Here is a 23975-nt window from a genome sequence, read left to right on the forward strand (position 1 = left end):
TTAAAATATAGTAATGAAAATAATGAGGTAGTGTAATGATAAAGGTATTGATGGAATAAGTAATATAGTAGTAAAACAATTTTTACGAATATTACAAGTGATGATGTTTAAGCTTACATGATTGTAATGAAATTGAAAGCCAATGCGATAGAGTGTAATACATTATTTTGCGAGAATGTGTATAGAAGCAAGAACAAGAAGCGGAGGCATACACAATGAATAAAAAATTAGAAGGCGTATATGAGGAATACAATCGTTATATTTATCACTTATGCTTAAAACTAACTCGCAATAATGTAGAGGCTGAAGATTTAATGCAAGAAGTTTGGGTTAAGGTTGTGCGCTATGAAAACAGCGTTGCCGAGGTAGAGCATATTAAAGCTTGGCTGACAACTATTACAATGAATACATTTAGAGATCGCTATCGTAAAAAAGTACGTCGTAGCAAATATATGATGAACCAACCTGAAACATTAGACGTACCGATTTTAGATTTGGTTCCCAATAATGATATTTCTACAGAAGAAAAAATTGAAAAAGATATTGTAACGAAACTAGTGCAGGATAAAATGGAGCAATTAGATGCCATTTACCGCAAAACATTATGGTATTTCTACATAGACCAATATTCACTAGCTGAAATTTCTACGATTATGAAAGTGTCCATTGGGACTGTGAAATCTCGTCTATTTCGTGCAAAAGCTCGTCTAAAGGAAATGCTTATGTCTGATGAATCGCTTGTGGAATCTGTGCTGCCCGCATAATGAAAGCAGATTGGTCGCACTTCACAAATACTTAGACAGAGGTATTTGCTCGACAAATCTACCTAAAAAGCTGCATTCGCAAAAAAAATTGCGATGCAGCTTTTTTTATTTTGGCTGATTCGAATCAACATCCAGTAAGCATTTTGAAAAAATAGTGCGCAATGTTTGAAGTTCCTCTGCTGATAGCATACCAAACATATTGTTAATAATGGCACTCACTTGTTGACGAGATTCCGCTAAAATGGTTTCACCCTCAGGCGTAATTACTAATTGTGAAGCACGTCGATCTGTTGCATGCTGTGATTTTTCAATAAAACCTGCATTAATAAGCTTCGTTGTTAAAACCGTAACACCACCTGTTGTTACTTTTAAGCGTTCAGCAATAGCAGAAGGGCGTTTGGGGCCCTCCTGCGCTAAATAGTCTAAAATTAAAATATGGGATTTTGAAAAGCCAAGCGCATTATGATTATTCCACTCGTTTGCCCACTTACGCTCTATTGATGAGACGACTTCAAATAATGAGGTAATGGCTTGTTGTTTTTCTTGATCCATAGAAGGTCAACTCCAAAACTTTTTTAACTTTCTTGTGCCAATCTTGTCATTGCATTTAATTCGTAAGCACGTACTTTACGTGGAATAAAACGACGGATGTCCATTTCATTGTAGCCAACTTGAATGCGTTTTTCATCTATTAAAATAGGACTACGAAGCATTCTTGGGTGTTCTTGAATAATGGCAAATAGCTCTTGAATAGAAAGCTGATCAATATCAATATTTAAGTTTTTAAAATCATTAGAGTTTGTAGCAATAATTTCATCAGTGCCATCTTCTGTCATGCTAAGAATTTCTTTGAATTCGGCAAGTGTAAGTGGATGTGATGTAATACGTTTTTCTTTATAGTCAATATTGTGATCTTTTAACCACTTAAGTGCTTTTCTGGATGAAGAACAGCTCGCTTGTGAGTAAATTGTAACTGTCATTCTTCATTCCTCGCTTTCTTTTTTAGATTCTATTTTATAAATATCTTATAAGTAAGTTAATTTGCTTATACATATATCTTACTAGTAAGATATAAATAAATCAATAGTTATTTGAAAAAACTTCATATTAGAATGATATTTTTTTACTTACATTAACTTATACGCAGAAAGCAGCAAAAAGTTTCGCTATCCCAACTTACAATGATGTAAGTTGGGAAAAATTACTAGAAATAAGGAACCGGTCTTATTTGCTTGTCCATTGATTATGATATGTTTGCTAGAGACTATTTATGCGTAAGTGTGAGGAAAAATAGACGTAAAAGGGCAGCTCCCGATAATCTTGGGAAGCTGCCCTTTGTAATGAATATTAACCTTGTTGTCCAGATGTAAACCAGTCTTGAACATCCCAAACTTTTGTCACGAGTCCGTCATAAAAATCAGGTTCATGGCTTACGAGTACAATAGTGCCTTTAAATTCTTTCATAGCACGCTTTAATTCATTTTTTGCATCGACATCTAAATGGTTTGTAGGTTCATCAAATAGTAGCCAGTTTGCTTCTTCCATCATTAATTTACATAAACGAACCTTGGCCTGCTCTCCACCGGATAATGAATTAAGTGGACGTGTAATATGATCGGTTTTTAAGCCTGCTCTTGCTAAAGCTGCACGTACTTGCGCTTGCTCCATGGAAGGGAAGGCATTCCATACATCATCAATCGGTGTAATTTTCTCCGCCTTTACCTCTTGCTCAAAGTAAGAGGGATGAAGGTAATCGCCTCGAATAACTTTCCCATCAAGAGGATTAATTTTCCCAAGCATTGTTTTTAACAGGGTTGATTTACCTACACCATTCATACCAACGAGTGCAATTTTTTCTCCGCGTTCGATCGTAAAAGTAAGTGGAGGGAGCAATGGTTTGTTTTTATCATAACCAATCACTAAATTTTCAGCTTCTACAACATAACGACTAGTGGAACGAGCTTCTTTAAAGCTAAATTCTGGCTTTGCTGCTGTTTCTGGGCGATCAATACGTTCTAAACGATCGAGCTGTTTGGCACGTGATTTTGCGCGTCCCGTTGTTGAGTAGCGCGCTTTATTTTTGGCAATAAAGTCCTCTTGCTTCTTGATAAATTCCTGCTGCTTTTCATAGGCTTCAATATGCTGACGCTTATTAATTTCAGCAAGCTCTAGGAATTTTTCATAGGTTGCTGTATAACGTGTTAATTTTGAAAACTCAAGCTGGAAAATAACATCTACTGTTTCATTCATAAATTCTGTATCATGTGAAATTAATAAGAAAGCATATGGATAGTTTTTTAAATAACTTTTCAACCATGTAATATGCTCCTCATCGAGATAGTTTGTTGGCTCATCCAGTAGTAGTACTTTTGGTTTTTCTAATAATAGCTTCGCTAGTAACACCTTTGTACGTTGTCCACCAGAAAGTGCAGCCACATCGCGCTCTAAGCCAATTGCATCGAGGCCAAGTCCGCGTGCCACTTCTTCAATTTTCATATCTAATGAGTAGAAATCTCCAGCATCCAGTGCGTCTTGCACCTCAGCCATTTGCTCCAACAGCACCTCTAATTCCTCAGGTGTTGCTTCAGCCATCTTACCTGTAATGTCATTAAGCTCTTCTTCTTTTTTATATAATGGTAAAAAGGCATCGCGCAATACATCACGCATTGTTCTGCCAGCAGTGAGCGCTGTATGCTGGTCTAAATAACCGTAATGTGTGCCAGGAAGCCATTCAACCTTTCCTGTATCGTGGATTGTTTGACCAGTAATGATGCCCATCAATGTTGATTTACCCACACCATTCGCTCCCACAAGTCCAATATGATCGCCTTCCACTAAGCGAAATGATACATCCTTAAAAAGGGTACGATCGCCAAAAGAATGACCTAAATTTTCAACTGTTAATATTGCCATATATGTTCCTCCAACTGTTCCTTATGTTCATATTCTAAAGCTCTGCTAATTGTTTATTGAGCTCCGCTAGCTTAGCTTCCATGTTTGCAAGACGCTCTTCTGCTTTTGCTACCTGATCGTTATGTCCTGTAGACTCTAATTTTTCAATATCACCTTGTAAATTAATATAGTCCATTTTTAACTCTCGAATTTGGTATTCAATATCACTTTTTGTTGGCATAATTATAACTCCTTTAGTAAGAATATTTGTATAACGAATGCGTGCAAAAGCGATGAGGGCTTGTCAAATCCCTCACCGCTTAATCATCAACATCAATCAAGTACTCATTATTTTTGACTTTCCTTAGAGAGGCAAAAAGTAAAAAATTCTTATATATTGTATCATAATCATCTTTAAAGTAGCACTAAGTAGAGGCGATATTGTGTCGATCATATGCAAAGTCTAACAGTAGTGTTTGAAGCGTTTCATTGTTATTAGCAAGATTTAATTGTCTTTGCTTTCTAATAGCTCTTTCGCTTCGTGCTTCATGTAAAAGTAGCTCCATCACAGCGTTTTGTATTTGCGATTGCTTCATTTTGCGACCAAGTCCCAAATGAATAAAACCGTTTTGCTCACGTGGGAAGGCATGTAATAGCTCCGCTTCAGATTGTGCAAGTGTAATGCATGGCACACCATAGGAGGCGATTTTGTAAGGCGTATAATTAGCATTACAAATAATCACATCTGCTTTTGGTAAGAGCTGTAGGAGCGCGTTTTTATCACGAACAATAGCTGTATTGCGGCGACTTAGCACCATCATTTGTAAATCTTCTGTTGCATGTTGATAGCTATCGTCAATCATTACTGTAATTTGTAGTGGAATTTGTAGCTGTGTTAAATGTCGAAGTGTTCGATAGGTTAAATTATGCTCGTCCCCATCCTCAAAAGCAACGATGATATGGGGAGGGTCCTCAGGTGATTTACGATCAGGTATACTGTTAAATTGTTGATAGATTTCTGGAAGTGCGAAAACAAAGCTTCCACCAATATAATGAGAGGGTAAATAATCTTTCACTTCTTGATAGAGAGCTAGCAGTACACAATCACAGGCTTGACCACCCTCACCAAAATCGTCAAAATGAATAATAGTTTTACAGTATGGTCGTAGGCTCTGTACTTGCCAGCTCTCAGAGTTACGTCCGTCTCTTATAATTAAATCAGGCTGAATTTCTTTCATTTGCTGGGGTAGCTCGTTAAAATGATTAAATACAATAGGAGATAGTCCTGCATGTATTAAAATTGGCATCCCGTCATTTGAAGGGCTTTTGACAAATATAACAACTTTCTCATGTGTAAGTAGCTTTGCTAATGTTGAAACCCGTTCAAAAGGATACAGCCCTTTATCAATACAGCTTTCAATGATGAAAACAATTGTTTTTTTTGGTTCTGTTGCCTGTGTTTCGTTTTGCAAATGTATCCCATCCTTTCCTCTGTCTCTTTAAATTATGGCGAAGAAAGAGCAAGTATGTGTAAAATTTAGCATTTGATAAATGATGTTAGGTAGAAAAATCTCTAGCAGTGAAGATGCAAGAATTAACTTTTGAAGCATAAAAAATGGTCGATATATAGATTGAGGCTAGAAATACATACACTATACAGCTTTAACAGAGGGAGGGATGAGCAATGGGTATGCGTGCAGCAATTGTTGTCGGGGCAACTGGCTTAACGGGTGCTTCGCTTGTGGAGCAATTATGCGAAAATGATGAATATGTGTCAGTAACGGTTATTGTACGAAAGAAGCCAATCTTTACGCATCCAAAGCTAGAAATAAAAATTCGAGATTTTGATCGATTAGAGGAACAAGATATTGAATTTGCACATGAACTATATTGCTGCTTAGGTACAACGATTAAAAAGGCAGGCTCTCGTGAGATGTTTGAAAAGGTTGATTTTGAATATCCATTAGCAATTGCTTCTTTAGCAAAAAAACGCGGAATTCCTCATTTTCTTGTCATCACCTCAATGGGAGCGAAGGAAAACTCACCTTTTTACTATAATCGAGTGAAAGGAAAGCTTGAGCAAGATTTAATAGAGCTCGGCTTACAAAGACTTTCGATTATTCGCCCATCATTACTAGTAGGGCAGCGTAAGGAATTTCGCTTAGGGGAAAAGGCAGGAGAGCACGTATTAAAGCTTGCCCAACCTTTATTAATAGGTCCCTTTAAAGCTGCTAGAGCCATTGAGGCCTCACAAGTGGCAAAGGCGATGATTATTATCGCTTTATATGAAAAACAGCAGCCTGTTACTATTTATAAATCACATCAGCTAGCAAAATTAGACTATCCTGAAATAGTAGAGGAAGATGTTTCGAGAGAGGCGTTATTTAATTGGGATAAACACAAATTATCGGATACAGTTATAGATAAGGAAGTTCATTTTCACCGTCATGATCAGGAACAAAAATAATATAGCAACTTTTTGGCGCATTCCGTCTAAAGACTGAATTTCTTCCTTTCATCACTGCAATTCTTTTCGAGCTACGTGACATTTGTTACAATATTCTTGTAGAAGATGAATGTGGAGGCAAAGTAAAAATGAAAATTTTACTCGTTGATGGCACAATGTTTGGCCGTAAAACAGGTGCTATTTTAGAGCAAGTGGAGCAATACATTAAAGAACTAAATGCTAGTTTTGAATTAGAAATGATGCATTTTAGTCAATATAAGCATCAAATTGTAGATGGTTCACCATTGAATGATGATATGAAAAAAATGATCCAGCAATTTGAGGAAGCGGACGCATATATTATCGCAACACCGATTTTCCAAGCATCCATTCCTGGTGTTTTAAAGAATGCGTTTGATTTCTTGCATCCTAAAACAATGCGCTATAAGCCAGTATCCATTGTGGCAAATGGTGGCACATACCAGCATCACCTTGTAGTAGAAAATCAGCTAAAGCCTATTTTAGATTATTTCCGCGCCCTTGTAACACCAAACTATGTATACACACATACATCGCATTTTGACACAAACAATACTATTATAGACGAGGATGTTCATAATCGTTTACGTGAATTAGCACGTGTCTTTGTGCAATATTGCGAAATGAGCAAAAATTTGCCAAAGGAAACGATTGATCAGCATTAATATGAATTTTACGCCCTTGGACAGTGGTAGGAAATCACTGTACAGGGGTTTTTTCATTATAAATATTTTAAAAAAATATGATAAAATAAAACTTTAGTGACACGGAAAGGAGGGCTGCTCATTGCAGGACATCGCCTTACTAGAAAAGCAACGCTGTAGCCTTATTTTGACCAATAAGGCGAAGGAGGCAGTAGGGGAATGCTCAGCAAATGAGCATGCCTTTTTTACGTTGCAACATGCTTTTACAGTTTATATTGAAAAAAGAAAAGCCAAAACAGCGGGTGAAATATTTTTATCTATTTATTTTAATGCTGAAGATAATGAAAGACTACACGACGTTCTTGCAGGGAAAACCGTGATTATGGATTGCGTCCTCAAGGTTGAGGGATTGCTAGCAACAAATATCCGCTTTGTTCATATGCGTGGTCCTATTCATACAAATCGCCGACTAGCAGCCGCATTGCAATTTATTACAAGACCGAATAACGGAGCAGGTATTCCGCTTGAGCTGCATACGACAATAAGACAATTACCCATCGCAGAGGAACGTACAGAGTATGTAAAAAAACGGATAGCGAGCTGGGAAGGCTATTTGAAAATTCAAGAACGTGATGCCACGATAGATGACATTCATACAGAATTTAAACAAAGCTACTTCAACGAAGATTTTACACGCTTAACAATTGTTTGTCCCTACATAAAGAGCAAGGAATGGAAGCAGTTAGAAGGGCTCAGTGTCAGTATTCAAGGCATGCGCAGTGAGATTGGACAAGTTTTAAAGGCTACTGCTAACAAGCAAACGGTTGAAATTGATGTAAAGCCCTTTATACAGGATTTGGCACGCAAGGATCAGCTTAATCTTCGTTCAAAACAAGCAAGCTTTAGTAATTTTGCGACGCTGAGTCAAATTAGAAGATTGCGCAATGGCTTTACAAAGCTGGAAAAGGGTGAGGCAGTTAATCCTCATTTAGAGACAATTTTATTTGAAAAACGCCCAACAGTACGAGCATCCAAGCTACAGCAGGATATTGAATTTCATAATATCTTAAACGAATATCAGCGTCGAGCGGTTTTAGGGGCATTATCTGTTGAGGATTTATATGTGATACAAGGTCCACCAGGTACAGGAAAAACAACGGTGATTTCAGAAATCTGTCAGCAAAATGTGAAGGCTGGTTTAAAAACACTTGTTGCCTCGCAGTCCAACTTAGCAGTAGATAATGCCTTAGGACGATTATTATCCAATCAAGACATCCGAATTTTACGGTATGGTAGAACAGAAAGTATTGAGGAGGAAGGTAAAAAGTTTATCGAGGAAAATGTAGCTTTGTATTGGCGTGAGCAAACACTTGCGGTCATTGAAGAGGCCATTACGACATTTCCTGAACGTGAACGAGAATTAAAAGCAAATCTTAGCAAAGCACAAGATGAGCTAGCCAAATTGGAAAAATGGCTGGAAGCACTAACACAGGAAATCGCTGCAAAAGAGCAGGCAGTCATTGAGGAGCCTATTTTACAGCAGGAAATTCAAGCATTAAAAAAAGAATTGAAGGCTGCTAAAGCTGAGCAGCAAACATATGAAGCACAAAAAGAGCATTATGATAAACAGCTTGCACAAATTGAGCCTCTAGTCCAGCAGCTTACACAAACACTTGCTGACAATCCTTCACTAGAGGAGCTACAGCAGACCATTCAGGAAACCATACAAAAAATCGAGCAACTAAAAGCAGCTATTCAATATAAGGAATTGCAGGAGCAAAAGCAGCAGCTAATCGAGCAATTTCAGGATATACAGCTTAAATATGATACAGAAAGCCAACGTTTAGCTACAATGAAGGAAGCGCAAAAATATATCCAAACATTAACAGCCTTTGAACGCATTCAACGATTTTTACAGCATTATCAAATTCGTCCTAACCATGTACTATCACAGCAAATTAATCGCTTACAGCATTTAGAGGATGCAAAAGATTTAGAGGCTTGGTCTACTATTAATACACGCTTACAAAAAGCTATTGCAAAGCTAGAGGCATTCGCAACAGATGAAGTAAAGGAGCGAGCTTTTGCCAAAAGCAGGCTACAGCCAGTACAATCGTTTTCTTTGCAAAATCTTACAGGTGTTTTTGCACAGTTAAACAAGGCGTTTCAAGAGGGACAAACGCCAACAGTAGAGGAGCTAGAAAGCTATTTGCTGGGGCTCTATATGCGCCGCGATTTTGTGTGGCAAAAAGGGCTAGCATTGCAGCAACAGCAAGCACATAAAGACCAAGAGTTTGAGTCGTTTCGTAAAAATATGGCAAGCTTTATTCATCAGGAATGTGCTATCACAAGCTTTGATGTGCAAAGTTTACAGCGTCAGCTACAGCCATTTTTACAGCATACAGAGCGGCTAAAGCAGCTAGCAAGCACCTTACAGCTGGAAGAAGGACCAGAAGAATCCGCTGAGTATTTAAAAATAGTAATAGTACAGGAGCAAGAATCGCTACAGCAAGTACAGCAGCAGTTTGAGGCAGTAGAACAAGCAAAAGTGCAATTAGTTCCAAAGCAAGCATCTCTCCAGACTGTGCAAACAAGCTTACAGGAAGTCGAACAGCATCTAACGCAAATAGAAGAGCGTATAAAGGATATTAATATTGCAGGGTTAAAAAAGGAAAAGCAATTAACAGCCTATACAAAGCTTTTACAATCAACACCGGAACGCACGGCTGAGGAGGTTGTAGAAGCGATGAAAGTAGCTAATCAAACTATTGAAGCGTTACAGCGCAAGGAACAACAGCTACCACTTCGCCAAAAATTGCAGGAGCAGTGGCGTGAAAAGCTACAAAATGCAACAGAGTATGATTTGGATGAAATCCGAAAACTATATGTGCGTCATGCAAATGTGATTGGAACAACATGTGTAGCCTCTGCAAGTAAGGAATTTATGGAAAATTATCCTACCTTTGATGTAGTGATTATTGATGAGGTATCAAAGGCAACACCGCCTGAATTGCTATTACCAATGCTTAAAGGGAAAAAAGTTATTTTAGTAGGTGACCATCATCAGCTACCACCATTACTTGGGGATGATACATTGGAGGAAACATTAAAGGCGATGCTGGAGGAAAATCCAAATTTTGAAGGCGCACAGGAATTAAAAAATTTATTACGTGAATCGTTATTTGAGCGCCTATTTAATAATTTGCCATCAACACATAAGCAAATGCTTGCACTGCAATATCGTATGCATGAGAAAATTATGCAAAGCATTACACCATTTTATGCGAAAGAGGAAAATGGCTTGCAGTGTGGCTTAGCAGATTCAGATGCAGCGCGAGATCATGGCTTAGAGGGGAATTTTATCAAGCGTAATGACCATTTACTCTGGATTGATATACCAACCGAAAAGCCTTATTTAGAGGAGCAGGTAAAGGGTGGAACAAGTCGCTATAATGAAGGGGAATTACAAACAATTCGTCATATTCTGCTGGACTTAAATGATGCTGTTAAAGCAGCAAAAGAGGCAGGACGTATACCACAGGATGCCCAGAAAAGTATTGGTGTCATTAGTTTCTATGGTGAGCAGGTGAAGAGAATCAATCGTCTGCTACAGCAGGAATTACAATTACCACATCTACAATTTAGAACAGGCACTGTCGACAAATTCCAAGGGATGGAAATGGATGTGATCCTAGTGAGTATGGTTCGTAATACAGCAAAGGGCGGCGATATTGGCTTTGCAAGAGATTATCGCCGCTTAAATGTTGCGCTCTCCCGTGCCCGTGAGTTATTACTGCTTGTAGGAAGTGCCGACATGTTTACAAAACGTGCGAAACATCAAGAGACAAGAGATATGTATACGAATTTATTAAATACCGTAAAATCCTACGATGGCTTACGTAATCATAAAGGATTGGTGATGTAAATTGTCAAAATTACAGCAACGACTAATGCGTGAGCTGCAGCAAAATCGTAATATCAAAATTATTAAAACGGCAGAATGGTGTATTCCTATTCGAACTGTCGATGTAGCTTATAAGCCTATGCGTCGTTCAACAATGGATGTTTTAATGACAATGCTGCTGCTAAGCATCAAGGAAGCCGATTTTGCAAGCACACAGGAATTAAGTGAACTATTATTAGTAGATCCATTATTTATCGAGGATTTAGTATCCTTAATGATACGAGTCAACTTAGTGCAACATGAGGCTGGCTTTTATCGGATAACGACTAAAGGGCAGCAGCAGCTAGAACAGGGCATTTTTGAGGAGGAGCTAGATATTGAAACAGCTACCCTTTATTTTAGCCCCTGCCATCAATCATTTCTTTCTATAAAAACAGAGGATATTGAGGAATATGATGACCTGCCACAGCTCTACCGTTATGTTGACCAAGAGGCTGAGCAGCAAGAACAGTTTGAAGAATCGTTGATTATCACAGCATTACAGGAAGAAACAGATGAGACAGCAGGCACTTCTCAAAAAATCATTGCTGCTATTGAGCAAGTAGAGGCCAAGCAAATTAATGATAGTCCATGCTTAGAGTTTGTGCTTTACAATCAGGAGCAGGATATGGTCTATGTGCGCGTGTGGAATACATTGTGGAATCAATGGGATAAACAGCTTGAGCAGCAGCTTACTGACAAAGAACAATTGCAGTGGCGTGAGCAGTATTTATAAAGTGAATTTGAAAAGTTAGGTAATAACCGGCTGTTATGGGAATGGCACATTGATAAACATCACATAAATGGCTTGACCAATTGACACAGAGGCAGCAACAACAATGGTCATCAAAATAATATTTCGCGGTCTAAAATTTTTTGCTTCCATAAAAAAACCTTCCTTAGAGTAATTTATTAATTCAAGGTATGTAAAAAGGGCGTCTCAAATGATTATTGAGACACCCTTTTTCTTATTCATCAAATTTTAACCCTTTTAAAGCCTCCGCAAGAGCGTTGTTCACTGGCTCTTCGTTTTTTTGTTGCTTTAAATATTTTTGTACGGAGCGTTTATCAACCTTGCCTCCGCCTTCTTTTTTGCGTCTTGCTTCAAAGGCAGATAATTTTTCACGATAGCCACATTTACAAACAAAAATTTGACCATCGCCTTCTCCACGAAGCTCTAATTTTTTATGACATTGTGGACAACGTGCATTTGTAGTACGTGAGACATTTTTACGGTGACCACATTCTCGATCTTGGCAGACAAGCATTTTTCCTTTCTTGCCATTCACTTCAAGCATCGGTTTACCGCAATCAGGACATGATTTCGAAGAGATATTATCATGCTTATACTTTTTATCACTACCCTTAATCTCCGACACAATTTCCTTCGTATAATTTTTCATTTCACTAATAAAGACATCTTTTTTTAGCTTACCTTTTGCAATAAGCTCAAGCTTTTGCTCCCACTCTGCTGTGAGGGCAGGGGATTTCAATTCCTCTGGCACTAGATCGAGTAGTTGACGACCTTTAGAGGTAATATAAATATCCTTGCCACCACGCTTTTCAATTAAGAAGGAATTAAAAAGCTTATCAATAATATCTGCACGTGTTGCGACTGTACCTAGACCACCTGTGGATTTTAATGTGTCGGCTAGTTTTTTATCATTCGTTGCCATATATTTTGTTGGGTTTTCCATGGCTGATAATAGGCTTGCTTCATTAAAATGAGCAGGTGGTTTTGTTTGTCCAGAAGTTTGCACAAGAAGCTTTACTTTTAACAGATTGCCTTTATCAATGCGTGGCAGTATTTGTTCCTTGACGTCATCTACTGTGTCCTCATCCTCATAGCGATTTTCGTAAACTTCCTTCCAGCCAGATGATAAAATCGTTTTGCCACGAGCAATAAAGCTTTCATCGCCAATTTTTGCACGCAATGTTAATTGTTCATACTCAAAGGCAGGAAGTAAAACAGCAAGGAAGCGTTTCACAACAAGATCATAAATTTTACGTTCCTTATCTGAGAAGGCTGAAAGATTCACATAGCCCTCTGTTGGAATGAATAGGAATAGGTAACTTTCCACTTCGGCATTATCCGTTAAGTGTACTTGTTTTCCCCTCCTCCGCACCGTACGTGAGAGTTTCCCCTCATACGGCGTTCCATCAAATAGTCAGTAGATTAATCGGTTCAAGATTACAATGTTTTCGAAGTTTATTTAGCTTGTTTAGGGCTTTTTTATCTTCAATGATATTTTGGTATTTCTCAATCGTTTCATTTGTTGTTGCGTGTATTAATTTGTGCACCAATTTATGGACAATTCGTAGGTTTTTATATTCATCTGTACCACCTTGATTTCGGGGGAGTACATGATGACAGTGTAGTTCTTCTATGGTTAATTGCTTTCCTGTTACTTCACATTTCATTTGTGACATGGAAGCTCTTGAAACACGGTTATCATTGTATTCAGCACTTTCATACGGATTATACATCTTTGCCAATTGGATAATGTCATCTCTTGTTTGACTTGTTAGGCTTTTCGAAGATTTTATTCGACCTTCTTGTGTATAATCACAGACATCTTGACTAAAGTTCATAACTTTTTTATGCTGAACGTAATGAATTGGGTAGATACATACATTGTGAATCTTCCATGTTTTTGATTCAGATTTCCCATAGAATTTCTTATATAACGGTGACATGTCGGTGTCACTTGGTTTTAAGAATTTTCCTACTTGCCTTAACTTATTGTGCATATATGGTTTCAGTGAGAAAGCCAATTTCGCAAAATCTATATTGCAGTAGGTGGCACAGCTATAATATTCATGCCATCCTAAAATCATGCTGTTGAGCTTTGTTACGTGGGATGATTGAATGTTATCGGGGATAATTTTGACTTGCTCTTTTATCTCCTTTTTCATTCTTTCAAGTGCTTTGTCTGATATATGTGATTGTGCCACATACCCTCCAAATGTTTTTCCCTTTTTCACAGCTTTAATTTTTACCCCTAAAAAGTCAGAGTAGTTTTTCCGCAAATTGATAATTTTTGATTTTTCCTCACTAATATCTAATTTCAAGCGAATCTTTAGCCAGTCTTTAACCGCACATAATATTCTTTTCGCACTTTGATAATCTCTACACATAATTTTAAAATCGTCTGCGTATCTCACAATATACATTTGTTTTAAGTTTGTTTTCTTTTGTTGATTGTATTGACTTTGATACGTTTTATATTGCTTTTGTGTTGTGAACGTTTCCCATTGTGAAGAAATCCACCAATCTAATTCGTTTAACACGATATTAGATAGTAAAGGGGAAAGAATTCCTCCTTGTGGTGTTCCTTTGTTTGGAATGCCTTCTCCTTGAATCGGAGCTTTTAACATAGCTTTAATGATGCTAATTAATTTTCTATCCTTTATTCCTAACGCGTACATTTGTTTAATAAGCTTTGTGTGATTTACGTTATCGAAAAAGCCCTTAATATCAATATCAACTGTATAGTAAAACTTCCCGATATTGATGAGGCTCATCATTCTTGAAATCGCGTGTTTTGTACTTCGATTAGGACGGAAACCATAGCTATGTGGGTGAAATTTTGCTTCACATATTGGTTCCAACACTTGTTTAATACATTGTTGTACAAGTCTATCAATCATTGTCGGTATTCCTAAAGGGCGTGTTTTGCCATTAGCTTTCGGAATGTAAACTCGTCGAACAGTGTCTGGTGTATAAAACTTTAGTTTTTCTTGCACTGCTTCAATATACGATTCCAATGATTGACCTTTAATATCTTTAATTGTGAGTTTATCTGTGCCAGCAGTTTGACTGCCTGTGTTACTTTTAATTGTGCGAAAGGCTAAGCGAATATTATTTTCACTCGAAATAATACGCATTAAATTTTGAAACGACTCATTGTTTTGTGACCGTTTGTATAAGTCATCAAATAGTTTTGTCATATCATAATAGTCATTGTATCTATACTTGTTCGTCACTCTGTTGGGACAACTCCTTTGCAGAAAATTGTTTTCCCTTTCTTACTCGAAAAACAGAGTTAGTTTTGAATCTATTAATCCATTCTTATTTGACTCGTGCCTATCCCTCCACTACTTATTATCGTAGTTTCATCGGTACTGTGGCACTACTTTCACCAAGATAAAGTAGCTTATTATACCCGAAGGATTTTCGTCTACAACTGTCCTCGACTATGAGTTTCTGTAAAACAGATACAGTTCTTGGCTTCCCACGTTCCAAAGATTCCCGTTCACGTAATACTTAGGTGCTTCCTTTGAGCCTGTTAGCTTGATACCGTCTGTCGCTCGGTATAGAGTTTTTCATAACGCCAAATTTTACTCAACTCCACTAACTTACCACTATTGGTAATACCTTATCATCACAGATAAGATAACCACCTATAGACTCGTACATTCAGAAGTTCGTCAGTACATGTGTACATTCTCACCGTATATTACAACCACCCGACTACTCTAAGTGACAGTTCTTTATTCCTGTTCACTTTCGCCGACTTCACCCCGCTTTAAACAGTTCCATAATAGTCTTCTTCCCTGCTTAGGGGAGTATTAGTGTGAGGGTTTCAGCACAGCATGACGGCTTTCATTCCCCTCAAGGATTCTTCAGTTTTCTAATAAATCTTCCCAACCAATATTTCTATTGGAATTTCAGATTAACGTGTCGCACTGGCATGGTGATCTGACACTTTGCTATCATCAACAAATGCTTTTGTTGCTTTGATTGGCTTTGTCAGCAATTTATGGGCGATGGAGCGATACTCACCAATGCCGCATGCCTTTAAGCGTTCAGGTAGTGTCGCTACGATATCCTGAGAAATAAAGCGAGAATCCGTACGTGGATAAGTTAACACTTTATGTTGCTCATACAGCTTTTGCATAATATTCAATGTTTCCTTCGCTGAGTAGCCAAAGATTTTATTGGCGTCACGCTGCAATTCTGTTAAATCATAGAGGCCAGGAGCAAATGATTTTTTTGGTTTTTTTTCAATATCGACAACAGTTGCATTGCTATTTCCAAGCTTTTTCACTAGCGTATCAATCTTCTCTTTATCAAAGCTGCGACTATTGCCATTTTGATCTTGCCAAGTGAGCTTCAAGTTATCTGTTGTTTGTGCTTCAATACCATAATAGGTTTGTGCTTTAAAGTTTTTAATTTCATCTTCGCGCGCTGCAATAATGGCTACTGTTGGTGTTTGTACACGTCCACAGTTTAGCTGTGCATTAAAGCGCGTAGTCAAGGCACGGGTAGCATTTAAGCCGATATACCAATCTGCCTCAGAGCGAGCAACAGCAGAAGCATATAAGTTATCATAGGCTCTTCCAGGCTTTAAATTAGCAAAGCCATCTTTAATGGCCTTATCTGTAACAGAGGAAATCCATAGGCGTTGTAATGGTTTTTTTACCTTTACTTTATCAATAATCCAACGTGCTACAAGTTCACCTTCACGACCTGCGTCTGTCGCAATAATGATATTATTGACATCATTGCGCATAAGTTGACTCTTCACCGCATTAAATTGTTTCCCCGTTTGTTTAATAACCGTTAACTTTAAACGATCTGGGAGCATTGGTAAATCCTCTAAGTTCCACGTTTTATATTTTACATCATAGCTTTCAGGGTCAGCTAATGTTACCAGATGTCCAAGTGCCCAAGTAACAATATATTGATCTCCTTCAAGGAAGCCATTTCCTTTTTTATGACACTTCAGCACACGTGCAATATCACGTGCAACAGAAGGTTTTTCAGCAATTACTATGCTTTTTGCCATTTGTTAACACCCTTTCGTTATTCCATGGTTTTAAATATAGCATAGGTTGGAGGCATTAGCAGTTGAACTGTAACGAAATTGATTAAATGCTGATGAAAGAAGTAATCATACCAGACTTGGAGGCATGATAGTATTGAAATTATAATTTCAGAAAAAACATTGAATTCAGAAAATTAATATGATAATCTTATGTACATAAAAATGAAGTTAATACTTCAAAATATAAATTAAAAAAGGGTGTGCTTCTTTTATGGGGAATCAAACAATCCAGCAGCTGATTCAAGAGAAATACCAAGAGTTATCCAAAAGTCAGCAAAAGGTAGCTACATTCATCCTAAAAAATTTACAGACAGTAGGCGTTCACTCAGCTTCATATGTAGGAGAGAAAGCTGGAGTAAGTGAAACGACGGTGATTCGCTTTTGTTATGCATTGGGCTTATCTGGTTATGCACAATTGCAACGTCAGGTAACGATGCATTTATTTAATAAAGGAAATGCAAGTAGTTTGCAAAATTATTTACAATCGAAACAGGCTCTTTTTGAAAATCCACGTTTTTATGTAAAGACAATGGAAAAGGATGCATCTCGCATTTTAAATATGGCTAACAATATTAATGAGGAGGATTTTAATCGAGCTTCCGTACTGCTACATGAGAAGAAAAAAATATATATTGCAGGGAATGGCTCCTCCCATTTAGCAGCACAATGGCTTCACTTTACATTAAATCTTTTGCGACCAAATGTAGTACTGTTAAATTTTGAGACGAGTGAGGTCATACGTGCGATCCAAGAGATTGATGAGGATAGTGTAGTTATTATTTTATCGTTCCATCGTTACTTTAAAGAGCCGATACAATTTGCGGCTGAAATACAAGAAAAAAAATGCGAGATTATTGGCATTACTGATTCTCAAATTGCACCTATTACCCAATATGCAACCATTACCTTTGTTAACGAGCAACAACAAGAAGTATCCACAATAGATGCTATGCCAGCACTCATAGCATTTTTAAATACTTTAATAGCGGGGATGACTGCACAAAATCATGACTACTATGAAAATCAGCGTGTAAAATATGATGATTTCGAAAATAGCTTTTTAGCAAATCGATGGAGTTGACTACTATGAACCAAGTTTTACAAGAGTTACAGCCACGTCTGGCAAATATTTTTAATCATTTACATCAACATCCAGAAGTTAGTTGGCAAGAACACAATACGACACAATATATAGCAAATTTATTGAGAGAGGCAAACATGGAGCCACATCTTTTTGAAGATATGACAGGACTTTATGTTGATATTGGTAAAGGTACACCTAAAGTAGGATTTCGCACTGATATAGATGCCCTTTGGCAGGAGGTTAATGGTGTCTTTCAAGCTAACCATTCTTGTGGGCATGATGGTCATATGACGATGGCTATTGGGACTGCATTGCTTTTAAAGGATATGGAACATTTACTTTCAGGCGCTGTACGAATTTTATTTCAACCTGCTGAGGAAAAGGCACAAGGAGCCCACGCATTTGTCGAAAAGGGCATTATTGATGATTTAGAATATTTATTTGGTGTTCATGTTCGACCATTAAAGGAATTACAGGATGGGACGTATGCACCAGCGTTGTATCATGGAGCCGCAAAGCTTTTTACAGGGACCATTATTGGGGAAGAGACACATGGTGCACGGCCAGAACTTGGTATTAATGTAATTGAGGTTGGAGCAGCTATTGTTGAAGGCCTTCAAAAGATTTGGACGGATCCAAATATCTCTGCATCTGTCAAAATGACACAATTTAATGCAGGAGGCACCTCTACAAATATTATTCCTGGTAAAGCAACATTTAGCATTGATGCACGAGCACAAACAAATGAAGTGATGGAAGTAATTACAGAGGGTATGGAGCGTGTAAAAGCATCTGTTGAAGCAATGTATGGAGCAAAAATTTTCTTACAGGTAGATGCTCATATTGTAGCAGCAATAGTGAATGATGAAGCTTTACAGCATATGAGGGCAGCTATTACTGATGTAGTTGGGGAAAAGGCTTGTGCTCCACCAGTTGTTACACCAGGAGGAGAGGATTTTCATTTTTATACTTATGAACGTCCAAAGCTTAAAGCTACAATGCTTGGATTAGGCTGTGGAGTTACTCCAGGCTTACACCATCCTCAAATGACCTTTAATCAAGATCGGCTTTTAATAGGTGTAAATATTATTACAAGAGCTATTTTGAGAGCATTATAAAGAATGGAAAGAAGAGATAGCTATGATAGATATTCGAGAAATAAAAACAATTGAAGAACTTGAACAAGTCCAGCAATTAGAGTTTGCTGTGTGGGGGATGCCTGCTATTCCTCTCCACCAAACGCTTACAGCAGTGAAAAATGGGGGTATCGTTGTAGGTGCCTATCAAGAAGATAAATTAGTTGGTTTTAGTTATGGTTTTTCAGGTTTTCGAGAAGGGACAAGCTATCTATGTTCCCATATGTTAGGGATTGATCAAAACTATCGCTCACTTGGTATAGGCGAAAAGTTAAAGTACAAACAGCGGGCAATTGCTATTGAGCAGGGCTATGATTTAATGATATGGACATTTGACCCCCTTGAAACCCGAAATGCTTATCTTAATCTATCTAAATTAAAAGGTGTTTGTTACACCTATATTGAAAATTGCTATGGTGAAATGCAGGATGGCTTCAATAAAGGGCTACCCTCAGATCGATTTGAGGTAAGCTGGCATTTAACTTCAGATTATGTAGTAAACAATACTGAAATAGAAGTAGCAAATGCAATACCAGTGGCAAGCTGTGAGCTTACAAAGCAGGGTTTATTATGTTTAAAAATAACTGAAAATTTAAAATTAACAGAAGAAGCGTATGTGCTACCTGTTCCTAAGGACTTTCAAGCATTAAAAGCACAAAATCCTAGCTTAGCATTGGATTGGCGTTTTAAAACAAGAAATCTGCTAAAGCAGCTATTTTCAGCAGGGTATGCCGCTGTTCTATTGCAGCAAAAAGAATACTTTAACGAATATGTTTTAGTGAAAAAAGCAACTTTAAATTTGGAAGGGACAAATTAATATGAAAATTACAGAAATCACAATACGACAATTGAAGATGAAATTAAAAGCACCATTTACAACAAGCTTTGGCACGTTTCATGAAAGAGAATTTTTGGTCCTCGAGGCTAAAGATGAATCAGGATTGATTGGTTGGGGAGAATCTGTAGCTTTTCATTCACCTTGGTACAATGAAGAAACACTTCAAACAAACTGGCATATGCTTGAGGATTTCCTAATTCCTCTTATTTTAAATAAAGAGCTTCATCACCCAGATGAAGTGAGTAAATTATTTGAGCCGATTCGCAAAAATAATATGGCGAAATCATCGATTGAAGGAGCTATCTGGGATATATATGCGCAGCAAACTGGGCAATCCCTAGCAGCAGCGCTTGGTGGTAAAAAGGATAAAATCGAAGTAGGCATTAGTATTGGTATACAAAATTCAATCGAGGAGTTAGTTGCGTTAGTTGATGGCTATGTGAAGGAAGGCTATAAACGCATGAAAATCAAAATAAAACCAGGCTGGGATTTAGAAGTTATGCGTACATTACGGGAAACATTTCCTGACGTAGCCTTTATGGCGGATGCAAATTCAGCATACCGTCTTGAAGATGCTGAAACATTGAAACAACTTGATGCATTTCAGTTAACAATGATTGAGCAGCCACTTGCTTCGGATGACATTATCGATCATGCTTCATTGCAAAAATTAATGGAAACACCAATTTGTTTAGACGAAAGTATTCATTCATTGGAAGATGCGCGAAAGGCTGTAGAATTGGGGAGCACAAAAATTATTAACATAAAAATTGGCCGTGTAGGTGGCTTAACAGAAGCAAAAAAAATACACGATTATTGTGAGGCCAATAGCATCCCTGTATGGTGCGGAGGCATGTTGGAGTCTGGCATTGGTCGTGCACACAATGTAGCTTTAACAACGTTGTCAAACTTTATATTACCTGGAGATACTGCTGGCTCTAATCGTTATTGGGAAAAAGATATTATCGAACCAGAAGTAGTTGTAAAAGATGGTTATATTGAAGTACCACAGCAAGTAGGGATTGGTTATGAAATAAATAGGGAAACGGTTAATTCCTTCACAGTTGCACAGAAAACATATTAATAAATAGAGTTGAGTTTCACATATTAGAATAGTAGGTGTTCTATGAAAAAAAGTTGGCAGATAGGTGGAGCATTTGTAGGTTTAATTGTTGGTGCAGGGTTTGCATCAGGTCAGGAAATTATGCAGTATTTTACAAGTTTTGGCTTGTACAGTATGATAGGTGCCATTGTCGCTACCGTTGCTTTTGCATTTTTAGGAATGAGTTTAGCACAGTTAGGAACAGATCTACAAACGGTATCACATAAAGAGGTGATCTATCATATTGGAGGACGCTATTTTGGTATTATTTTAGATATCGTCATCACGTTTTTCTTGTTTGGTGTTGCTGTTGTCATGTTTGCTGGATCGGGCTCGACATTTCATCAAATGTTTGGCATCAACCCAATGGTAGGGAGTATTTTTATGGTCGTTATCACGATACTAACGTTACTATTGAATGTTAATAATATTATTAATTTGATAGCAATGGTGACTCCTTATTTAATGGGTATCATTTTTATTATTTTGATTTATTCTATTTTTACAATGGACTTATCCATTACAGAGCAAAATGCTTTAGCGAAAGCACAACCTTCTGCATCCTCCAATTGGCTAATGGGTGCGTTACTTTATGTTTCCTATAATATTGCTGCAGGTGCTGCAATGTTAATTGTGATGGGAGGAACAGTAAAAGATCGTAAAATTGCTGGTAGAGGAGGCCTACTTGGCGGTCTAATGCTAGGTATCTTAATCGTACTAATCAATGCCGCGATGCTTGCTAAAATAAATGTTGTCGATGGAGTAGCAATGCCAACATTAGAATTAGCAAAACAAATTCACCCTATAGTAGGTGTCCTAATGTCCATTGCCTTACTAGGCATGATGTACAATACTGCGGTGGGAATGTTCTATGCATTTACTGTTCGTTTTATCGCGCCAGACCATAAATATTTTAAAGTAGGCATTATAGTAATTGGATTATTAGGTTTTGCTGCCAGCTTAGTAGGATTTACTACATTAGTTGGTAAAGTCTATTCAACAATGGGTTACTTAGGTTTCGCTTTAATTGTTGCTATTATCATTTCATGGTTACGTAAACTACCGAGAGTTTCATAATGAAGAAATTTCCCTTGTATCAATACGAGGGGAATTTTTTTGTATTTTGTGATGAAAACAAGATATAAATCATATAGTTAGATTGTGTTCGTGAATCTTTGTATACTGCTTTATGTAAAGGTTATGCTCGAAATTTTAGGAAAAATCTATTTGTTGCTAGACACCTAATTTTATGAATGCTATATTTAAATTGTCATAGTATTTTATAATTTGAAAAAATAATTTTTCTAAATTATAAGGAGTGATTCAGTCAGACAAAGGATGATAAGTGCCTATGGAAAAGAAAACATTAAAGCAAAGAATTGTAGACGCTTCGGTTGAGCTGTTTCAGCAGGATGGTTATCACAATGTAACGGTTGATCGCATTGTGGAGCATATCGGGGCATCAAAGGGTGGGTTTTATCATAATTTCAGATCAAAAGATGAGCTGTTATATGAAATTCATGATGTTTTTATTTCATATGTTATTCAACAATCACAGGCTGCATATGACAGATATGATACACCGATTACACGTTTATGTGCTATGCTGCAAACGCTGACACAGGTATTTGATGTGTATCAAGCGCATATCACGATTTTTTATGAGGAGAGTCGTTCATTATCTGATGAATATAGTGCCATTATTCATAAAAAACGAGATGATTATCGTGATATTTTGCAAAAAGTGATTGCAGAAGGACAAGAAGCCAAGGTTTTTCGTACGGAGTTGCCTTGTACAATTGTCACTATGGCGATTGTTGGAATGATTAACTGGACATACAAATGGTTTAAGCAATCGGGACCATTAACAATGGAGCAAATTACAGAGGTTTTTACAGATATGGTATTACGTGCGATTGTCACGGAGCAAGCAATCGAGGAAGCAAAGCAATTTATGATAAAGGGGTAGCCAGTAGAAAACACTGGTTTTATTATTTACTTTAACAAACCGACTAGTCGGTATTATCTAAAGCAATAATCAATAATACGAAATCTACTATGGCAAATTTAACATTCACTAGGGGGACTGGGTATGAATTTTGAATTAACAAAAGAGCAAGCGATGATCCGAGACATGGTGCGTGATTTCGCTGAAAAAGAGATTAAACCGTATGCTCGTGAGATTGACGAGACATCAACAATGAGAATAGAGAGCTTTCAGAAAATGGCGGAGCTAGGCTTATTGGGTATCCCATTTCCTGAAGAGTATGGTGGTTCGGGTGGTGATACGGTGTCCTATGCTTTAGCCGTAGAAGAAATTGGTCGTGCATGTGGAGGCACAGGGTTAAGCTATGCAGCTGCTGTTAGCTTAGGAGCTTCACCAATTTACAACTTCGGTACGGAGGAGCAAAAGCAGGAGTGGCTAGTTCCATTAGCAAAGGGTGAGACATTGGGGTCATTCGGTTTAACAGAGCCAAATGCAGGGTCAGATGCTGGTGGCACACGTACAACAGCCGTGATTGATGGGGATGACTATATCATTAATGGAGAAAAATGCTGGATTACCAATGCAGGCTACGCTCGTCAAGTTATTGTTACCGCAGTAACGGGTAAACGTGAGGATGGTAAAAAGATTATTTCTTCTATTATTGTGCCAACAAACACACCTGGTGTAACGATCAACTGCAATTATGACAAAATGGGTGTGCGTGGTTCCAATACATGTGAGATTGTGTTACAAAATGTTCGTGTGCCAAGAGCCAATCTTTTAGGAGATGAAAAACGAGGCTTTAGCCAATTTTTAAGTACACTTGATGGTGGTCGTATTTCTATCGCAGCATTATCTGTTGGTATTGCACAGGCAGCTTATGAGAAGGCATTGAAATTTGCGAAAGAACGAGAGCAATTTGGTGCACCTATTTCAAAGTTACAAGCGATCCAATTCAAACTAGCAGATATGGCGATGGAAATCGAGCTTGCCCGTACATTAGTACATAAGGCGGCATGGTTAAAGGATCAAAAGAAACCATTTGCTAAGGAGGCGGCTATGGCAAAGCTGTACGCTTCTGAAATGGGCTTCCGTACATGTAATCAGGCAATCCAAATTCATGGTGGTTCTGGATATATGAAGGAATACGATGTAGAACGTCATTTACGTGATATTAAATTAATGGAAATCGGTGAAGGAACATCTGAAATTCAACGTCTCGTTATTGCTCGTCTAATTGGCTGTTAATCATCAATTAAGTTAAATAGC

The 23975-nt window shown here is 37.7% G+C and carries 18 protein-coding genes and 2 pseudogenes; 12 read left to right on the plus strand and 8 right to left on the minus strand.

The genetic code is table 11. The annotated features are described in order from the left end of the window. Window positions 1-215 precede the first annotated feature (215 nt). Complete coding sequence (locus MHB44_RS02630; protein WP_341301475.1) at window positions 216-764, plus strand: RNA polymerase sigma factor; 549 nt, start codon at window positions 216-218, stop codon at window positions 762-764. A gap of 105 nt (window positions 765-869) precedes the next feature. On the opposite strand, the gene MHB44_RS02635 is transcribed toward MHB44_RS02630, so the two are convergent. The 5 genes from MHB44_RS02635 to MHB44_RS02655 form a co-directional block, all read right to left on the minus strand. Beyond that, a complete protein-coding gene (locus MHB44_RS02635; RefSeq protein WP_341301476.1) occupies window positions 870-1316 on the minus strand; it encodes a MarR family transcriptional regulator in 447 nt (148 codons plus the stop codon). A 23-nt stretch (window positions 1317-1339) separates the two neighbouring features. Then, window positions 1340-1744 (minus strand): transcriptional regulator Spx, encoded by a 405-nt coding sequence (gene spx, locus MHB44_RS02640; protein WP_341301477.1) that lies wholly within the window; start codon window positions 1742-1744, stop codon window positions 1340-1342. A 367-nt stretch (window positions 1745-2111) separates the two neighbouring features. After that, on the minus strand, window positions 2112-3677 hold the full coding sequence (locus MHB44_RS02645; protein WP_341301478.1) for an ABC-F family ATP-binding cassette domain-containing protein: 1566 nt from the start codon (window positions 3675-3677) through the stop codon (window positions 2112-2114). A 34-nt stretch (window positions 3678-3711) separates the two neighbouring features. After that, a complete protein-coding gene (locus MHB44_RS02650) occupies window positions 3712-3897 on the minus strand; it encodes an SE1832 family protein (protein ID WP_341301479.1) in 186 nt (61 codons plus the stop codon). A gap of 184 nt (window positions 3898-4081) precedes the next feature. Then, complete coding sequence (locus MHB44_RS02655; protein ID WP_341301480.1) at window positions 4082-5128, minus strand: CMP-N-acetylneuraminic acid synthetase; 1047 nt, start codon at window positions 5126-5128, stop codon at window positions 4082-4084. 212 nt (window positions 5129-5340) lie between these two features. Here MHB44_RS02655 and MHB44_RS02660 point away from each other — a divergent pair, with 212 nt between their 5' ends. The 4 genes from MHB44_RS02660 to MHB44_RS02675 all read left to right on the plus strand — a co-directional run bounded on the left by MHB44_RS02660 (window position 5341) and on the right by MHB44_RS02675 (window position 11464). After that, complete coding sequence (locus MHB44_RS02660; RefSeq protein ID WP_341301481.1) at window positions 5341-6123, plus strand: oxidoreductase; 783 nt, start codon at window positions 5341-5343, stop codon at window positions 6121-6123. A gap of 128 nt (window positions 6124-6251) precedes the next feature. Further along, the gene (locus MHB44_RS02665; RefSeq protein ID WP_341301482.1) at window positions 6252-6806 is read left to right on the plus strand and encodes an NAD(P)H-dependent oxidoreductase; all 555 of its coding nucleotides are present in this window, start codon (window positions 6252-6254) and stop codon (window positions 6804-6806) included. A 121-nt stretch (window positions 6807-6927) separates the two neighbouring features. After that, window positions 6928-10710 (plus strand): AAA domain-containing protein, encoded by a 3783-nt coding sequence (locus tag MHB44_RS02670; RefSeq protein WP_341301483.1) that lies wholly within the window; start codon window positions 6928-6930, stop codon window positions 10708-10710. 1 nt (window position 10711) lies between these two features. Further along, window positions 10712-11464, plus strand: a complete 753-nt coding sequence (locus MHB44_RS02675) for a hypothetical protein (RefSeq protein WP_053993246.1) — start codon at window positions 10712-10714, stop codon at window positions 11462-11464. Window positions 11465-11696: 232 nt separating this feature from the next. On the opposite strand, the pseudogene MHB44_RS02680 reads toward MHB44_RS02675, so the two are convergent. The 3 genes and pseudogenes from MHB44_RS02680 to MHB44_RS02690 all read right to left on the minus strand — a co-directional run. Further along, a pseudogene (locus MHB44_RS02680) lies at window positions 11697-12785 on the minus strand (DNA topoisomerase); the annotation flags it as partial. 103 nt (window positions 12786-12888) lie between these two features. Continuing rightward, window positions 12889-14715 carry a group II intron reverse transcriptase/maturase gene (gene ltrA / locus MHB44_RS02685; RefSeq protein ID WP_341301484.1) on the minus strand — a complete coding sequence of 609 codons (1827 nt, stop codon included), beginning with the start codon at window positions 14713-14715 and terminating at the stop codon, window positions 12889-12891. A gap of 704 nt (window positions 14716-15419) precedes the next feature. Next, window positions 15420-16520, minus strand: a pseudogene (locus tag MHB44_RS02690) (DNA topoisomerase); the annotation flags it as partial. Window positions 16521-16770: 250 nt separating this feature from the next. Here MHB44_RS02690 and MHB44_RS02695 point away from each other — a divergent pair. The 7 genes from MHB44_RS02695 to MHB44_RS02725 all read left to right on the plus strand — a co-directional run bounded on the left by MHB44_RS02695 (window position 16771) and on the right by MHB44_RS02725 (window position 23954). Beyond that, window positions 16771-17640 carry a MurR/RpiR family transcriptional regulator gene (locus MHB44_RS02695; protein ID WP_341301485.1) on the plus strand — a complete coding sequence of 290 codons (870 nt, stop codon included), beginning with the start codon at window positions 16771-16773 and terminating at the stop codon, window positions 17638-17640. Between the two features lie 5 nt (window positions 17641-17645). Then, window positions 17646-18761, plus strand: coding sequence for a M20 peptidase aminoacylase family protein (locus tag MHB44_RS02700; protein ID WP_341301486.1), 1116 nt, complete (start codon window positions 17646-17648; stop codon window positions 18759-18761). Window positions 18762-18783: 22 nt separating this feature from the next. Then, window positions 18784-19596, plus strand: coding sequence for a GNAT family N-acetyltransferase (locus MHB44_RS02705; protein ID WP_341301487.1), 813 nt, complete (start codon window positions 18784-18786; stop codon window positions 19594-19596). Between the two features lies 1 nt (window position 19597). Further along, window positions 19598-20701, plus strand: coding sequence for an o-succinylbenzoate synthase (menC, locus tag MHB44_RS02710; protein ID WP_053993241.1), 1104 nt, complete (start codon window positions 19598-19600; stop codon window positions 20699-20701). A gap of 42 nt (window positions 20702-20743) precedes the next feature. After that, window positions 20744-21796, plus strand: coding sequence for a hypothetical protein (locus tag MHB44_RS02715; RefSeq protein WP_341301488.1), 1053 nt, complete (start codon window positions 20744-20746; stop codon window positions 21794-21796). Between the two features lie 274 nt (window positions 21797-22070). After that, window positions 22071-22688 (plus strand): TetR/AcrR family transcriptional regulator, encoded by a 618-nt coding sequence (locus tag MHB44_RS02720; RefSeq protein WP_341301489.1) that lies wholly within the window; start codon window positions 22071-22073, stop codon window positions 22686-22688. Between the two features lie 123 nt (window positions 22689-22811). Continuing rightward, entirely contained in the window at window positions 22812-23954 is a 1143-nt protein-coding gene (locus MHB44_RS02725; protein ID WP_341301490.1) for an acyl-CoA dehydrogenase, read from the plus strand. Window positions 23955-23975 lie beyond the last annotated feature (21 nt).

This window comes from Lysinibacillus sp. FSL H8-0500, from assembly GCF_038051955.1.
Classification (GTDB): Bacteria; Bacillota; Bacilli; order Bacillales_A; family Planococcaceae; genus Lysinibacillus; species Lysinibacillus macroides.

Excerpts from the sequence above, each read along its gene's own strand:
- MHB44_RS02720 (WP_341301489.1), top strand. The coding sequence starts at position 22,071 with ATGGAAAAGAAAACATTAAAGCAAAGAATTGTAGACGCTTCGGTTGAG.
- menC (WP_053993241.1), top strand. The coding sequence starts at position 19,598 with ATGAAAATTACAGAAATCACAATACGACAATTGAAGATGAAATTAAAA.
- MHB44_RS02665 (WP_341301482.1), top strand. The coding sequence starts at position 6,252 with ATGAAAATTTTACTCGTTGATGGCACAATGTTTGGCCGTAAAACAGGT.
- MHB44_RS02660 (WP_341301481.1), top strand. The coding sequence starts at position 5,341 with ATGGGTATGCGTGCAGCAATTGTTGTCGGGGCAACTGGCTTAACGGGT.
- MHB44_RS02725 (WP_341301490.1), top strand. The coding sequence starts at position 22,812 with ATGAATTTTGAATTAACAAAAGAGCAAGCGATGATCCGAGACATGGTG.
- MHB44_RS02695 (WP_341301485.1), top strand. The coding sequence starts at position 16,771 with ATGGGGAATCAAACAATCCAGCAGCTGATTCAAGAGAAATACCAAGAG.
- MHB44_RS02630 (WP_341301475.1), top strand. The coding sequence starts at position 216 with ATGAATAAAAAATTAGAAGGCGTATATGAGGAATACAATCGTTATATT.
- MHB44_RS02700 (WP_341301486.1), top strand. The coding sequence starts at position 17,646 with ATGAACCAAGTTTTACAAGAGTTACAGCCACGTCTGGCAAATATTTTT.
- spx (WP_341301477.1), bottom strand. The coding sequence starts at position 1,744 with ATGACAGTTACAATTTACTCACAAGCGAGCTGTTCTTCATCCAGAAAA.
- MHB44_RS02715 (WP_341301488.1), top strand. The coding sequence starts at position 20,744 with ATGAAAAAAAGTTGGCAGATAGGTGGAGCATTTGTAGGTTTAATTGTT.
- MHB44_RS02705 (WP_341301487.1), top strand. The coding sequence starts at position 18,784 with ATGATAGATATTCGAGAAATAAAAACAATTGAAGAACTTGAACAAGTC.
- MHB44_RS02635 (WP_341301476.1), bottom strand. The coding sequence starts at position 1,316 with ATGGATCAAGAAAAACAACAAGCCATTACCTCATTATTTGAAGTCGTC.
- MHB44_RS02645 (WP_341301478.1), bottom strand. The coding sequence starts at position 3,677 with ATGGCAATATTAACAGTTGAAAATTTAGGTCATTCTTTTGGCGATCGT.
- MHB44_RS02650 (WP_341301479.1), bottom strand. The coding sequence starts at position 3,897 with ATGCCAACAAAAAGTGATATTGAATACCAAATTCGAGAGTTAAAAATG.